Here is a 15741-nt window from a genome sequence, read left to right on the forward strand (position 1 = left end):
GACGAAGTCATCCTGCATCGTCAACCGGCTTTTCCAGAAGCTTGCCCCAGCGGGTCCGTTCCGCCATCTGATGGCGTGTTTCTTCCGAGATCAGACCGTCGACATTTTCAGGCACCCATCCGCCGCCAAGGCCCTTGTAGACAGCGATCAGGTTGGTCAGCACATTCGCCTGCGCCGCGATAAGCCGCTCCTCGGCAACCAGCAGGCTTTTCTGGGCGTCGACGACGCGGTTGTAGGATGCCGTGCCGTCTTCATACTGGGCCTCAACCTCTGAGACGGAACTGCGCGCGGCAACCACACTTCGGCGCAGATAGACAGCCTCCTGCTTGGAACGCAGAAACGCGGTAAGCGCGTTTTCAACCTCAGAATAGGCAGTCAGAACCGTATTCTTGTAGTTCAGCAACGTTTCCTGGAATTTTGCGTCCTGCACACGGACATTGTTCTGGATACGTCCGTAGTTGAGGAAATTCCACGAAAAGGCCGGATTGAAAAACCCGGTCATCGTACCGTTGCCGAAGAGATTGGAAAAGTCGTCCGCACTGACGCCGATTGCACCGGAAATCGAAAACGCCGGATATAAATCTGCCTTGGCGACACCGATCTGGGCCGATTGCGCGGCGGCCACATATTCCGCATAGCGAACATCCGGGCGCCTGCGTAAAAGGTCGGCGGGAACGCCAATGGCGACTTCCGCCGGAACACGCGGATAGCGCGCCCGCGATCCCAGCCGCGATTTCATCTTGCCGGGCGGTTCGCTCAAGAGCAGGCTGAGCGCGTTATAGGCCTGCGCCAGTTCCGCTTCATAACCGGGAATGCTGGCAAGCGTGTTGTTGTAAAGAACGGTGGCCTCGTCCACGTCGAGTTTCGTAGCGGCCCCGTTCTCCAGCCGCAACTTGGTCAGGTCCAGCGATTTTCGCTGAAGCCCTGCATTCTTCCGGGCGGCGGCAAGCAGTTGCTGAAGTTCGCGGACCGTTACATAAGTTGCCGCAATATCGCCCGTGAGGGTGACAAGAGCATCGTCATAAGACGCAATATTGGCCTTCAGGTTGGCATCGGCCGATTGTACGTCCCGGCGGATCTTGCCCCAGACATCGATTTCCCATCCCGCGTCGAAACCGGCGGACACACGGGTAATGTGATCGTTGACGAGGCCCACCCTCTCCAGATCCCGGATGAAGGGATCTTCCGCGCTGAAGCGGATGCTCTTCGATCCGCCATTGATTTCCTGCACCTGCGGAAACAGCTCACCCCGGGCGATACCAAGCTGCGCGCGCGCCTGATAGACCCGAACACCGGCTGCCTGCAGTTCCACATTCTGCCGGTAGGCCTGCGCGATCAGGCTGTTGAGCGTCTCATCCCCGAAGACGTGCCACCAGGGAACGGAATTCGCACTGCGCGTTGTAAAGCCCGTCCGGCTGTCGATCGGCAGGTTGGCACCCGAACTCCAACTGTCCAAACGAGGTGCTTCGGGCCGTTCGAAATCGGGACCGACCATGCAGCCACCCAGAAGCAGCGCACCGCAAAGCGCCAGTCCAAATCCAAGTGCCGATGTTCGCCGCATGCCCGCCCCGCCTACATTAAACATCAAACGGAATGATGAAGTTGACCCAGGAATAAAGGCGCATATTCACACGCCGCAGGACGGCAACCCAATCGCCCCCGCCACCGGTATAGATCGCTGCCGCACCATGGGCGCCGGCCGGGTACCGCTTCAGGGCCGGATCATCGTCCAGAACGATCTCAACCGCGAAGCGTCCTTGCGGGCTCATGAACAGAAACTCCGGAACGCGCCCGCGCGGAATGATCTGGCCCTGCCCGGTTCCGTCCCAGATCGCGCGCACCTTGCCGGTGAAAATCTGACCCGGATAGATATCGAGCGCCACTTCGACAGGCTGACCGGGCTCAACGAATTTCAGATGTTCCTGATAGAACGTCGCCAGGAAATAGGGATCCTCATCAGCGACAAAGGCCGCAATCGACCCGACCCGAAACCCGCCCACAACCAGTCCCGGCCGTGCCTGCTGGCTGATGATCACACCGTCTGCAGGCGCGTAAATTACAGTCTGGTCGAGATAGTATTGCGCCTGCTCCACCTGGGCCTGCGCGGCGGCAACCTGCGCGTTGACACCGTCAATCTTGGCGTCGACGGCCAGTTGCGCCTTCTTCACATTGGCCTCGGCCTCTGCGACCTGCGCTTCCGCTCCTGCAAGTTGCGCGTTCCACTGGTCCAGCGTTTCCTGCTTTGCCCCGCCGCGCGGCACCAGATTGGAGTAGCGGTTAACCTGCTCGTTGGCGAATTGTTCGTTCGCGCGCGCCTGATTGAGCGAATCCTGCGCAAGCACGACATTCTCGTCCAGAATAAGGGCGTTCTGCTGCGCATCGGCGAGATTCGCTTCCGCTTCGGCGAGCTGCGCCGCGTAGAGCGTCGGATCGAACTGGTAGAGCCTGTCGCCCTTTTTCACTTTCTGGTTTTGCGAGACGTAGACTTCCTGAAGGAGAGTCGGATGCGGCAAACGCGGTGCAATCTGGATCGTCTGCCGGATCACGTGACCGTCGATTGTGTAGGGGGTGTAAAACCGCAGAAACACGATCAGCAGGAACAGGACATGAAAACCCACCCAGAAGCTGACGACGCCCCAGGCAATGTTGAACTTCAAGAGCCTGAACTTGTAGAAAACCAGCCACATGAAGAGGGCATAAAACGCCAGAATCAGAAGCGCAATCGTCATGAGGCAGGCCCGGTTTTAGGGGCCTGCGGGGGTATGTCTGTTACTTCGATATCTGACAGCGTCGTCTGGATCGCGCCCGGCTCGGTCGCTTCTTCGCCATCGTGATCGTCGTCAAGCTTGTCGCGCATATCCTTTGGCAACCTGCGAATGTCGATCGTCAGGCTGTCGTGATAGGCCCAGATGAGCGCGTGGATCCAAGGAAACACAGTGAAGAGCCCGATCCAGCCACCGAGCTTGACGGATTCGGCGTGCGGATGCTTGCGCTTCTCGGCAAGTTTCCCCGGCAACCCGCCGAGTGTGACCATGGCGTAAAAGAAAGCGATGACGACCAGGAGCAGGATCAGAAAAGTTGCGTAGTCGTAATTGTCGAGTTTGAAATCGATCAGATCCATTCCGCCTCCCAGGCCGGCCCATGACCAGTCCGCCTGTTTTCTTCTTGATAACACCCTCGACCGGTGAGGGGTCAATTGCAAGTAGCATGTCTCCGAAGACCGATCACGCCCTGTCGCACGAAAGCAACAGGATCAGCGACCAATTGGCCGAACGGAAGGGCTTGCGCCGCGTCGCGAACCGGCTAAATTGCCGCAAATTTTCAACAGCGCGGTTAATCCGCCGAAAACTTCGAACTGGACTCTCCCCAAGATGGCGCATGGTGACATCAAAAAAGTCGTGCTGGCCTATTCCGGCGGCCTCGACACTTCCATCATTTTGAAATGGTTGCAGACCGAATTTGACTGCGAAGTCGTCACCTTCACCGCCGATCTCGGCCAGGGTGAAGAGCTGGAGCCGGCGCGCAAGAAGGCCGAAATGCTCGGCATCAAGGAAATCTATATCGATGACCTGCGCGAGGAGTTCATCAGCGATTTCGTGTTCCCGATGTTCCGCGCCAACACAGTCTATGAAGGCGTCTATCTGCTCGGCACATCCATCGCGCGTCCGCTGATCTCCAAGCGCCTCATTGAAATCGCGGAAGAAACCGGAGCCGATGCGGTCGCGCACGGCGCAACCGGCAAGGGCAACGATCAGGTTCGGTTCGAATTGTCTGCTTACGCGCTCAACCCGGACATCAAGGTAATCGCGCCCTGGCGTGACTGGTCTTTCAAGTCCAGGACCGATCTTCTCGACTTTGCTGAAAAGCATCAGATCCCCGTTCCGAAAGACAAGCGCGGCGAAGCCCCGTTCTCCGTCGACGCGAACATGCTGCACTCTTCCTCCGAGGGCAAAGTGCTGGAAGATCCGGCCGAGGAAGCGCCGAACTACGTCTTCCAGCGGACCGTCGATCCAACCGAGGCTCCGGACGTTGTGACCGAAATCGAAATCGGCTTTGAAAAAGGCGACGCGGTTTCCATCAACGGCGAAAAAATGTCGGCGGCGACGCTCTTTGCAAAGCTGAACGACTACGGCCGCGACAATGGCATCGGCCGCCTCGACATGGTCGAAAACCGGTTCGTTGGCATGAAGAGCCGCGGCATTTACGAGACCCCGGGTGGCACAATCCTGTTGACCGCTCACCGCGCGATGGAATCGATCACGCTTGACCGAGGTGCTGCGCATCTCAAGGACGAGCTGATGCCGCGCTATGCGGAGCTGATCTATAACGGCTTCTGGTTCTCACCCGAGCGTGAAATGCTGCAGGCGCTGATCGACAAGAGCCAGGAACACGTCACCGGCTCCGTTCGCCTGAAACTCTATAAGGGGAACGTCATCCTGGTTGGCCGCTCATCGCCCTATTCGCTCTATTCAGAGGAACTGGTGACGTTTGAAGACGACCAGGGCGCTTACGACCAGAAGGACGCCGCCGGCTTTATCAAGCTGAATGCACTGCGGCTGCGCACGCTTGCCAAGCGTGACCGGATCGGCTGAAGCTCGACCATATTACGGGATCGGCGGCAATGACTCTGAGGGAAGATCTTTCAGCCGCCGGATTCTTGGCGTTGGGTGAATTTGAACCGGACTCTGAAGACAGCCTGCCCGATCTCGGAGCAGGGAAGACGGCCAAGGCGCTCCTTCTAATCGGCAGCACCGGCCCTTCCCTATGGCACGCGTTCAGCAGCAGCGATGAGTTCTCGGATGGCAATCCGCATCCGTTGGACCGGTACACCAAGCGCGAACTTTCCCGGATCGCGGCCAGCCACGGCGGTGCACCGCTGTTTCCTTTCGAAGGACCTCCTTACTATCCCTTCCAGCAATGGGCGCTGAAATGCGGCGGTTTCTCTCAAAGCCCGCTCGGTGTACTCGCCCATCACGACTTCGGACCCTGGACCGGCTTTCGAGCAGCATTTCTGTCTCCACAGCCGATCGCGCGCCCGGACCAAAACACAACCGCGGGTCCGTGCGAAACCTGTCTCGACAAACCCTGCCTGAGCGCTTGTCCGGTCAAGGCGATCTCAGTCGAGACCGGCTACAACGTCCCGGCCTGCAAGGCGCACCTTGAAACCGGCGACGACATCACGTGCTGGTCCGGTTGCCTCGCCCGTCATGCCTGTCCATTCGGCAGCCACCACAAACCGCACCCGGACACTGCCAGATTTCATATGGAAAGTTTTGTCGGGTTAGCGCGCTGATCGTTTGATCACTGGCAATGTTAACTCACAGGCTCAAGCTTGACGACGCCTTCCTGGTCCGGACAGGTTTCAAGCGCATCAACCGCAGTTCGTCCATCACCCAGTGGGGCATCCGGCCAGATCTCGGCGAGCGGGATCAGAACGAAGGCGCGATCCCCCATGCGCGGATGCGGAATCTCAAGCGTCTCCTCACGGATTTCACGAACACCGTAAATAAGAACATCAACATCGATGATGCGCGGTCCCCAACGAACATCCCGGACGCGGCCAAGTTCGATTTCGATATCAAGGCACCTTTTCAAGAGGTCCTGTGGGCTCAACATCGTGTCGATGACAACGCAAATATTGGTGTAGTCGCCTTGCGGCACCGGACCCCAGGGTGGTGTTCGATAGTCGGACGACCTGGCAACGAGTGTAATGCCAACAGTCTGTTCCAGGAGCCGAACGGCCTTGTCGAGATTGTCTTTCGGATTGCCCAGATTTGAGCCGAGCCCGAGCGCGCAACGGGTCGGGGCGTCGGGTGTCTGGTGAGAGAGTGTCATGTCAGGCGGAGGTCCGTTCCAGAGTGGTTGCTTCCCACATACGCACACAATCGGCATGTGGACCGACATCATGTGCCCGAATGATGTCCGCACCCTTGAGCAGCGCCGTCATATGTACGGCAAGTGAGCCGTAGAGCCGGTCATCCGTCTCCACATTCAGAACCGCACCGATCATGCGCTTGCGGGAAGCGCCGGCCAGGATCGGAAATCCGTGTTTTCCGAGTTGCTCGAACCGATTCAAGATGATGAAATTCTGATCAATGGTTTTCCCGAAGCCGAAACCGGGATCAAGGATCTGCTTCTCCTTCGCGATACCAGCAGCCTCGGCAAGTTGAAGCGATTTTTCAAAGAAGCGGTCGATGTCACTTAGAATGTCGACGCCCGCATCGGCCTTTTCGCGATTGTGCATCATCACAACATGAACACCGGCTTCGGCTACGGTCTCTGCCATATCAGGATCGCGCTGCAGACCCCACACATCGTTGACGATCAAAGCCCCCGCCCGGCAGGCTCGCCGGGCGATTTCCGCCTTGTAGGTGTCGATGGAGACTGGGAGGCCGAGTTCGCACACCGGCTCCAGTATTGGCGCGAGCCGCGTCCATTCATCCTCGAGAGCAACCTGAGCCGAGCCCGGCCGCGTGCTTTCGGCGCCGATATCGAGAATGTCGGCCCTTTGCGCAATCATTGCCGTTGCATGTGCCAGGGCGGCTTCGGCTTCATTGTGCCGACCCCCATCGGAAAACGAATCCGGCGTCACATTCAAGATTCCCATGACGTGCGCACGGCTTGTCGGCAAGGTATAGGCAGCGGCTTTCGCCATTCGGAGATCCCTTTCTCGTCGTCACCGACAGATGCCTGTTCGCCTGCACGGGGTCAAGCGCTCTGCACCCGGTTTGAGAATGAAACCTGAGACCTATTCGGCGGCAGCCGGTCGCGCCGCCCTGTTCTTGAGAACAAGATAGATGAGTGTCCCGACAATCGGCATCATGGGCAGGACCGTGGCAAGACCAATGAGCGGATCGCCCAGCGCGGCAACGATCAGGCTTCCGGCAATACCCCCGCCGAATTGCATGAAGCCGGTCATGGCCGAGGCAGCCCCCGCAATTTGGGGGAATGGGGCCATGGAGTCCGTGAAACTTGCCGGCAGCACAAAGGCAAGGCCAAAGACGAACAGCGCAACAGGCCCCATGACAGTTGCGACCGTCGGCACCTGGGTCAGCGTCAAGATGCACATAAGAGACGACGACACGATCCACAGAGCCATGCCGACCGGGACCAGTTTGCGGGCTTCGAAGATTTTCAGCAGCCGCCCCGTGACAATTGTTCCGACGATAAACGAGCCGGATTGGATGATCATGGCAAGACCGAATTGCGACGGTGACAGCCCGACCTCGTAAATCAGGACAAACGGCAGAACGGTCGCGAGCGCGTAGAGCCCGCCAAGGCCGCAGCCGATGAGAATGCTCGGCGCAAGAAACCGCGGATCTTTCAGCAGCGTCAGGTAGTTGGTGACAAGGCGCCCCGGATTGAGGTGATGTTTGCCCGGGTTCGGATTGGTTTCCACCTGGAAACTGGCGACCGCTAGCATCAGTACGAGCCCATAAATGACCATGCACCAGAACACTTCCCGCCAGCCGAAGAGTTCCAGGACAAACCCGCCGATTGTCGGCGATATCGCCGGCCCCAGGGCAAGCATCATCGCAATAGCGTTCATGATGTGCGCCGATGCCTGGCCTGTAAACTGATCGCGCACGATCGCGCGGGAGACGGAAATGCCGACTGCCGCTCCAATGCCCTGAAGCGTCCTGGCTACGACCATGAACTCAACAGTCGGTGCAAAGGTCGCGAGAAAGCTTGAAACCAGGTAGAGGCTCAAGAATGCCAGCGTGACCGGCTTGCGGCCGAAGGCATCGGAAAACGGACCGCAGATGAGTTGTGCAACGGCAAATCCGGCGAAATAGGCGGTCAGCGTCAGCTTGACCGCGGCATCTGTCGTACCGAACGCCTCCACGAGCGTGGGCATGGCAGGGGTGTAGAGCGCCATCGAAATCGGTCCGATGGCGACCAGTCCCGCGCCAAGCAGCGACGTGCGCCGCGCGCTCATGATGGCGTTTTCGGAGGTCATTTGCGTTTGCCGGCACCTTCCTCGGAGATCAGATTGTCCTTCATGTCCTGAAGCAGCGTTTCCAGAACGGCCCGGTCTTTGTCTGGTATGTCTTCAAGCGCCTTCGCCCGAACGCTTTGCAGCGCCGCGCCGATGCGTTCCAGAAGCGGATCGGCTTCCGGCGTGAGTTCAACCAGCTTCGCGCGCTTGTCCTTTGGGTCCGGGCATCGTTTGATCAGCCCTGCCCCTTCCAGCGAATCCAGATACCCGACGAGCGTCATGGGTTCGACGAACATGATATCAGCGAGCATGGCCTGGCGGTGGCCAGGGTTACGCCAGACATAAAAGAGGGTGCGCGCTTCACCGACGGTCAGCCCGGTTTCAACGTCGGCAAGTGCGGCCTCAAATCGCCTTCGCAACAGACGCGCAAGATCGACGACCAGCATCGTCACGCTGACATTCGGATAAGCAATGTTCATGAGCGGCCTATTAGTAAGGTTCCCTTACGAATTAGGGTTTGAAAGCGGTCATGTCAATGGACCGATAGTCGACGCGCGGGCCTTGCAAGGCAGATCCGCACGCTCCCGCATTGCACAATTGCCGCACTCCACGTATAAAGGCGCCAAATTCGGCGAGTGCGCCGACCCTTTATTTAAAATTCCAGACAGTATGCGGGTCCCAAACGGGCCCGCTCTGTCGTTTGGAGCCAGGCATGAATCTTCGCAATATCGCCATCATCGCGCATGTTGACCATGGCAAAACAACGCTCATTGACGTCCTGCTGAAGCAATCCGGCGCATTCCGCGACAACCAGCGTACGGAAGAGCGGATGATGGATTCCAATGACATCGAACGCGAGCGCGGGATCACAATCCTCGCTAAGGTGACCTCCCTCGTCTGGAAGGACACACGCATCAACATTGTCGACACACCGGGCCACGCTGATTTCGGTGGTGAAGTCGAGCGCATCCTGCACATGGTCGATGGCGTTATCCTGCTGGTCGACGCGGCTGAAGGTCCGATGCCGCAAACGAAATTCGTTCTCGGCAAGGCCCTGAAACTCGGCCTGAAGCCGATTGTCGCCATCAACAAGATCGACAAGCCCGAGCAGCGTGCGGACGAAGTCCTGGACGAGGTGTTCGATCTGTTCGCTGCGCTGGACGCCAACGAGGAACAGCTGGACTTCCCGGTCCTCTACGGCTCCGCGAAACAGGAATGGATGGCGCTGGAGACCGACGGGCCCCAGGACAACATGGATCCGCTCTTTGACATGGTGTTGGAGAAAGTGGCGCCGCCTGAAGCAGACCCGGGCGAATTCCGCATGCTGGCCACCACGATCGAATCCGATCCCTTCCTCGGGCGTATCCTCACGGGCCGGGTCGTTTCCGGAACCGCCGTTCCGAACATGCCTATCAAGGCACTGGCACGCGATGGCAGCCAGGTGGAATCTGGCCGTGTTTCCAAGATCCTCGCCTTCCGCGGACTGGAACGTCAGCCGATCGAACAGGGCGAAGCCGGAGACATCGTTGCGATCGCCGGCATGACCAAGGCAACGGTGGCAGACACCTTGTGTGCACCTGCAATCACTGAGCCACTGCAGGCGCAGCCGATCGACCCGCCGACACTTTCCATGACCTTTCGCGTCAACGACAGCCCGCTGGCCGGCACCGAAGGCTCAAAGGTGCAGTCGCGCGTCATCCGCGAACGCCTGATGAAGGAAGCCGAGGGCAATGTTGCCCTCAAGGTGGAAGACACGGACGAGCCGGATGCCTTTATCGTTTCCGGCCGCGGTGAATTGCTGCTGGCCATCCTGATCGAAAACATGCGCCGCGAGGGATTTGAGCTCGGCGTCGGCAGACCACGCGTTGTCTATCAGTTCGACGAAGCCGGTAACCGCCAGGAGCCGATCGAGGAAGTCATTATCGACGTTGATGACGAACACTCAGGCGTCGTGGTGCAGAAGCTGCAGGAACGTAAGGCCGATCTTCTGGAAATGAAGCCGTCCGGTGGCGGTCGTACCCGGCTGGTGTTCAATGCACCGACACGCGGCCTGATCGGCTATCAGGCCGAGCTGTTGTCCGATACGCGCGGTACGGCGATCTTCAACCGTATCTTCCACGGCTACGAGCCCTACAAGGGCCCGATCCAGGGCCGCCACACAGGCGTGCTTCTGTCCAACGGAACTGGCGACGCGGTCGCCTATGCGCTGTTCAATCTGGAAGACCGCGGCCCGATGATGATCGACCCGGGCACCAAGGTCTATCCGGGCATGATCGTCGGCGAACATACCCGCGGCAACGACCTTGAAGTCAATGTCCTCAAAGGCAAGCAGCTCACCAACATCCGTTCTGCCGGCAAGGACGACGCGGTCAAGCTGACAACGCCGATGAAACTGACATTGGAAGCAGCGCTCTCCTATATTTCTGACGACGAACTCGTCGAGGTCACACCGTCTTCGATCCGTCTGCGCAAGGCAATCCTCGACCCGCACGAGCGCAAGCGCGCCGAACGCGCGGCGAACAAGGAAAGCGCATAAGTCCGAAACTACCGAGACACTGAAAAGCCCGGGCAGTGCCCGGGCTTTTTTGTTCTGGAGCCGTTTTGCAACGCAAGCGGCGCTGTCAGACGAACGTCGACAATAATGCCGACAACGTGCCGCTATTTGCAGCCAGCCGGTTCAGCCCTCAGACACCCACTCGGCGTGACCGGCTCCGGTTACGGCAGTGATAATGGCGTTATGCACTGACGGCTCGAAGCGATCGATAATAGAAGATCCATGTAGTTTCTTCTTTTGAGGCTCCAGAGCTTCAAACGAAAGACCCAGGAAATCCAGAACGCTGGCGAAGCCGTTATTTTTGATTTCCTCGTAAGTAATATCGAGAACCGGTCCACGGCTTTTTTCCCGGTAGAGAGTGAACAACTCTCTATGGCTATCCAGATATTTGCTGAATTGCGCTTCATTGAACGTAATCTTGGTGTCCAGTTTGGTCGGCCGATTGGCATCGGACTTGAGATTGTAAATGCCCGTGGCCTGCACCAGCCGGCTGGAAGAGAATCGCGCAAGAACATTTGTTCTTTCATAAATGATTTTGAAAACACTATCGTCGGCCATGAGCGCATCGGTTTGATCGGGATTTTGATTTCTCCAGATCTTGAAACCCACGGCTTCAAAATCAGGGTGATCAAATACCCAATCCATAAAAGCCGGGGTGTCATTTTCGCGCAGCGCCACAAGGTCTTCCAATTCCTTTGCCTCCAGAGGAACCTTGATGTGACCTGATGGTTTCGGATGAAAAACCTCACCGTGACAAAGTATTTGAGGATGAACGTTCAGTGTTTCAGACAGCAGTGATGTACCGGAGCGGGAGTCACTTAGGATAACAAACCGTTTCGGAGTATTGGCCACGAGAATTTCCTTTCACAAGCAGCTGCTTAGCTCAAGTGTATGTGAGAACCTTTCCAGGACTACGAGTGGAGCGCTACGGAGACCTTTGAAAAGGTTCAGTGGATGTCTTGCATATGCCCGTACACTGATTGTGACTTGTTCGGTTTGGAGCTTCGGATTTCTAGCTTTGCTTCACGAATTTCAACTCATTTAACACCACCAAAAATGGAGAAGTCAACGACAAACATCTCTAAGTATACTTGCGTAGCAGGCCGTTTTCTCAACAGCGCACGGCAAGGGAAAATCAGCCCGTCAGCCCTAACGGCGCGAGGCAAAATTGGCGGGCAGTGGACAACTAGAGTGCAATCTTCGTTAATAATTTCTTCATTCCATTTATATCGAAAACATTCAGTTGGCCCTGCAATGTTTTGTTATTTCGATTATTTCATCGATTCTTTCCTCAAGGATGTTGTAAGAAATATTTCCGATATTCGGATCAGATGAGAATTGTTGAGCACCAACGCGACACATCTCAAATGCCTCGCGCCAAAAAAAGCGGTAGGCTGGTGCCAGGCAAGACCATGTCTTTTCTAAAGACAGCTCCCCAAACCGCACGGCTCCACCCGTTGTCGAGACAGTCTCTGCGCGATCCGACGAGTGGAGATGTTGCAAAAGTCCACGTTTTGTTTGTTCGGATCGATAGGGGAACGGCTCGATCGTGTAGGGCTCGATATTCATCGCCTAAACAGGCTTGGAGTCATAAATACCTTCTTGACCAAGAAAGCTAAAAAACGAGTGACCAGTGAATATTGACCCGCAATATATTTTACCTGTACCGTTAATTGAAACAGTAATTCCCTTCAACATCTCGTCAGTATTTTCTTTGCTCGATGAATCAGCATGTATTTGGTTTCTTTTCTGCTTATGATTTTTACAGTGATCTACGTTTCTATCGGCACCATTGAGATAATTTTTGGAATTTTCAGCGATTGCTTCATGGAGTGGTCGATTGTCAAAACAAACGATAGCGTCCGAAGCGTTCGGCTCAGAAGCGAGCGGAAGGGCCGGCTCGAAAATCTCAAGTAAAAACTGTTCAGCAAGCCCCGTATTCACATTCGGAGCCTCTGAGTAGTTTTCCGAAACCCAATATCTCAACTCAGTTGAATTTACCGCCGTGGTGCTGACCACGAACAAGATTAAGCCAGCGCTTAGACGGCCAGAAGCTCTAACGGATGTGTAAGAATGCTTCATTTGATATACTCAGATACATAATCACCCAATCCCTAGGGGCCACTATGCGTCTGCTATCCTGAATTGTGCAATTGATTTTTTCGCCTCCACTTGGGGAAGCATATCTGTATGTTTGGCGAGGTTGTTGTTCTTTGATTTAACCGTCGACCCGACGCTGCTAGAATGGTGATCATTCGCGCATACTATCGTGCGAATTGCCGTCATCGATCTTTCAATGCCGACGTCAGCAATCGGGCGTTCAAAATGCCCGTAGTGCCGCTACTCCCTTACAGCTATTGGTTTCAAACGATGGACAAAGTCATTTACGCCATAGGGGATGTACACGGTCGGGACGACTTGCTTGGCGAGTTGCACGAGCACATCCGCAACCACCATCAGCTTGTTCACTCGGGCAGAGACGCTGAGGTGATACATGTTGGAGACTACATCGACCGTGGACCGCAAAGCCTGGAAGTCATCGAGAGGCTTATGTCAGGACTTGATGGGTTTCAGACGACGTGTCTTTTGGGAAATCACGAAGCAATGCTGTTGGAGTGCTTGGCCACCGACAATCGGCAAGCCTGGTATACGTGGCTTTCGAATGGGGGTGAGGAAACGCTGACCTCCTTTGGCATGTCGCTGAGATTTGGCGGGTATGATCCTGACGAGCTTCGCGAGAGCCTTGGTGAACCAAGAACTTCGTGGCTTGAAGCGCTGCCTCTCCATAGAACTGTCGACCCTTACCTGTTTGTCCATGCCGGGATTGCTCCAGGCGTGCCAATCAACGAGCAGCGACCCAAGGATTTGCTTTGGATCAGGTCGCGCTTCCTCGATAGCGACGAGGACCATGGGCATGTTGTGGTGCACGGTCACACGCCCGCTTACGAACCCGTGGTCAAAGCCAACCGGATTTGCATCGACACCGGCGCAGCCTCAAATGGCCCGTTGACGGCAGTCGTACTGGACGGCAACGCCCCTCCTGTATTCCTGCGCGCTTCCGGTCGCCCGTATTAAAGGGGCTGAGCGCGGGCGCACAAGCCCCGCAAACCCACCATGCGGATCGGACATATCTGCCCGTTCGCGCTCAACTGCAGTTGCTTCATCATCGCCTGAGGGCGTAAGAATTCACGCCCGTTTCATGCGACGCAGTTGAAGCAGCAGGATCGGCAATAGCAACCCGAGCCCGATGGATAGGGTGATGACGCCCGGCGCAATGAAGAGAAGGGCGACAGCTGCGACGTACCACCGCTCGATCTGATTGAGTGGCGCGAAGAGATATCCCGAAAATGCAATCCCGAGGGACGCAATGCCGAGCATCGCACCAGCGAGAGTGTAGGTGAATGCCCACCAGGTAAATCCGTCCGCAACAAGCAGCAAGGCTGGTGAATAGACAAAGACAAACGGAACCAGCGCTTTTGCGATGCCAAGACGGAAGGCGGTGTTGCCGGTCTTGAAGGGATTTGAACCGGCGATCCCCGCGGCAGCATAAGCGGCGAGGGCGACCGGTGGTGTGATGTCTGCCAGAACGCCGTAGTAAAATACGAAAAAGTGTGCGACCAGCGGTTCAACATTCAGGATCTGGAACGCACCGGCGGTGACGGAGACCAGAATGATATAGGTCGCCGTTGTCGGCACGCCTGCGCCCATGACGATACAGGCCAGTGCAACGAGCACGAGCGAGAAAAACAAGGCCCATTGCTGCAGGTCGAAAAAGCTGAATGGCCACAGGCTGGAAACGACTGCTGCAAAATCGTTCGCCGTTTGAATGACGATGGCGCCCACCCGAAAGCCCGTTCCCGTGAGCGTGATAACACCGACGATGATGCCAACACAGGCAGCCGCCGATCCGATGGCAATGGTGCTGCGCGCACCGGCGGCAAGGGCGTCCCACAGCCCGTGCAATGTCATGCGCTCTTGCGGCTTGATGAAGCCGACAACCACGCAGGCGATGATCGCGTAAACAGCGGCATAGTCCGGCGTTCGGCCCGACAGGATCATGTAGACAAGAATGATAAGCGGTGCGGCCGCCAGCCAGTTGACGCGCAGGACCGCGGCCAGTTTTGGCATTTCCTCGGCAGACAGACCACGCAGGCCCAGCTTCTTCGCCTCCAGGTGAACCATGACGAAAATACCGAAATAATGCAGGAAGGCCGGGAACAGGGCTGCGGCCAGTACGTCGCGCAGGGGGATCCCGAGAAAGTCGACCATGATGAAGGCTGCCGCCCCCATGACGGGCGGCGTGATTTGCCCGCCAGTGGAGGACGTCGCCTCAGTGGCACCGGCAAAATGGGGCGGATAACCCACTTTCTTCATGGCCGGTATGGTGAGGGCACCCGTTGTAACCGTATTGGCAATCGAAGAACCGGAAATGGACCCCATGAACGCGGAGGCGCAGATCGCGACTTTTGCCGGGCCGCCGGAGTAGCGTCCGGCGGCGATGGTCGCCAGATCGATGAACAGCTGGCCAAGACCGATGCGGGAGGCCAGGACGCCAAACAGTATGAACAGGAAGACATATTTCGCCATGGCTCCGATTGCGATGCCATAGATGCCTTGCGTGCCATAAATCCCGTCGATGAAACCGGTCCACGGCACTCCGCCATGACGCAAGAGCCCCGGCGCCGACTGGCCGAACAGAGCATAGAGCACGAAAATGCCCGCAATCAGCGGCAGCGTGTATCCGATCGAACGGCGCGCGGCTTCCAGCGTAAAGAGCAGCACGACCGATCCCATGAACGTGTCGGTCAGACTGGGGTTACCGGCTCTTGCAGCAGCTTCGGCCGGCGGCAGCAGGGGCAGATAGAGGGCAGCTGCGACAGCAAGGGTTGCCAGCACGATATCGAGGATGTTGACCCCGTCAAAATACATCCAGCCTTTGGGCGGCGCCGTGACCGAGAGATCCTTCCGCCACGAAAAGAGAAGGAACGTCAGCCCAAGCACAAAGGCAAGGTGAATTCCAAACTGCAGCAGTTCGCGAACAAGCAGGAAACCCGCGACCGAGAAGTGGTAGACCGACATCGCAACCAGGATGGACGCGACGATAAAGCCCATTTTCTTGCCCATCGGGCGAAAGGCGCTTTCAGAATCGTATTTTCGTTCAAGCTCAAGCAGCTGAGCTTCCGTCAGCTCTGCCCTGGAATTTTCCGCCATGCGCCCAATGTCCCCTCACGCATTGGCCCGGACGTCT

The 15741-nt window shown here is 57.0% G+C and carries 14 protein-coding genes; 4 read left to right on the forward strand and 10 right to left on the reverse strand.

The window, feature by feature from the left end; translation table 11 throughout:
* Positions 1-7: 7 nt before the first annotated feature.
* Genes ABVF61_RS26525 through ABVF61_RS26535 form a run of 3 tightly spaced genes read right to left on the reverse strand, consistent with a single transcriptional unit; the run spans position 8 to position 3121 of the window.
* Entirely contained in the window at positions 8-1561 is a 1554-nt protein-coding gene (locus ABVF61_RS26525; RefSeq protein ID WP_353996622.1) for an efflux transporter outer membrane subunit, read from the reverse strand.
* 16 nt (positions 1562-1577) lie between these two features.
* Positions 1578-2729, reverse strand: coding sequence for an HlyD family secretion protein (locus ABVF61_RS26530; RefSeq protein WP_353996623.1), 1152 nt, complete (start codon positions 2727-2729; stop codon positions 1578-1580).
* A complete protein-coding gene (locus ABVF61_RS26535; protein WP_353996624.1) occupies positions 2726-3121 on the reverse strand; it encodes a DUF3302 domain-containing protein in 396 nt (131 codons plus the stop codon). Before ABVF61_RS26535 ends, ABVF61_RS26530 begins: the two co-directional genes overlap by 4 nt.
* A 250-nt stretch (positions 3122-3371) precedes the next feature.
* Here ABVF61_RS26535 and ABVF61_RS26540 point away from each other — a divergent pair, with 250 nt between their 5' ends.
* Together ABVF61_RS26540 and ABVF61_RS26545 are read left to right on the forward strand one after the other, a co-directional pair.
* The gene (locus ABVF61_RS26540; protein ID WP_353996625.1) at positions 3372-4592 is read left to right on the forward strand and encodes an argininosuccinate synthase; all 1221 of its coding nucleotides are present in this window, start codon (positions 3372-3374) and stop codon (positions 4590-4592) included.
* A 29-nt stretch (positions 4593-4621) separates the two neighbouring features.
* Entirely contained in the window at positions 4622-5293 is a 672-nt protein-coding gene (locus tag ABVF61_RS26545; protein WP_353996626.1) for a hypothetical protein, read from the forward strand.
* Between the two features lie 20 nt (positions 5294-5313).
* Here ABVF61_RS26545 and folK read toward each other — a convergent pair whose 3' ends face one another.
* From folK to ABVF61_RS26565, 4 genes are all read right to left on the reverse strand, one after another.
* Positions 5314-5835, reverse strand: coding sequence for a 2-amino-4-hydroxy-6-hydroxymethyldihydropteridine diphosphokinase (gene folK / locus ABVF61_RS26550; protein WP_353996627.1), 522 nt, complete (start codon positions 5833-5835; stop codon positions 5314-5316).
* 1 nt (position 5836) lies between these two features.
* On the reverse strand, positions 5837-6655 hold the full coding sequence (folP, locus tag ABVF61_RS26555; protein ID WP_353996628.1) for a dihydropteroate synthase: 819 nt from the start codon (positions 6653-6655) through the stop codon (positions 5837-5839).
* Between the two features lie 93 nt (positions 6656-6748).
* Positions 6749-7960, reverse strand: a complete 1212-nt coding sequence (locus ABVF61_RS26560) for a multidrug effflux MFS transporter (RefSeq protein ID WP_353996629.1) — start codon at positions 7958-7960, stop codon at positions 6749-6751.
* A complete protein-coding gene (locus ABVF61_RS26565; protein ID WP_353996630.1) occupies positions 7957-8418 on the reverse strand; it encodes a MarR family winged helix-turn-helix transcriptional regulator in 462 nt (153 codons plus the stop codon). Before ABVF61_RS26565 ends, ABVF61_RS26560 begins: the two co-directional genes overlap by 4 nt.
* Before the next feature lie 233 nt (positions 8419-8651).
* Here ABVF61_RS26565 and typA point away from each other — a divergent pair, with 233 nt between their 5' ends.
* On the forward strand, positions 8652-10475 hold the full coding sequence (typA, locus tag ABVF61_RS26570; protein WP_353996631.1) for a translational GTPase TypA: 1824 nt from the start codon (positions 8652-8654) through the stop codon (positions 10473-10475).
* A gap of 141 nt (positions 10476-10616) precedes the next feature.
* Here typA and ABVF61_RS26575 read toward each other — a convergent pair whose 3' ends face one another.
* Together ABVF61_RS26575 and ABVF61_RS26580 are read right to left on the reverse strand one after the other, a co-directional pair.
* On the reverse strand, positions 10617-11345 hold the full coding sequence (locus tag ABVF61_RS26575) for a hypothetical protein (RefSeq protein ID WP_353996632.1): 729 nt from the start codon (positions 11343-11345) through the stop codon (positions 10617-10619).
* Between the two features lie 720 nt (positions 11346-12065).
* Positions 12066-12575, reverse strand: coding sequence for a hypothetical protein (locus tag ABVF61_RS26580; RefSeq protein ID WP_353996633.1), 510 nt, complete (start codon positions 12573-12575; stop codon positions 12066-12068).
* A 288-nt stretch (positions 12576-12863) separates the two neighbouring features.
* Between ABVF61_RS26580 and ABVF61_RS26585 the strand changes: the two genes are divergently transcribed.
* Positions 12864-13568, forward strand: coding sequence for a metallophosphoesterase family protein (locus ABVF61_RS26585; protein ID WP_353996634.1), 705 nt, complete (start codon positions 12864-12866; stop codon positions 13566-13568).
* 111 nt (positions 13569-13679) lie between these two features.
* Here ABVF61_RS26585 and ABVF61_RS26590 read toward each other — a convergent pair whose 3' ends face one another.
* Entirely contained in the window at positions 13680-15704 is a 2025-nt protein-coding gene (locus ABVF61_RS26590; protein WP_353996635.1) for a TRAP transporter permease, read from the reverse strand.
* Positions 15705-15741 lie beyond the last annotated feature (37 nt).

The organism is Roseibium sp. HPY-6 (assembly GCF_040530035.1).
Classification (GTDB): Bacteria; Pseudomonadota; Alphaproteobacteria; order Rhizobiales; family Stappiaceae; genus Roseibium.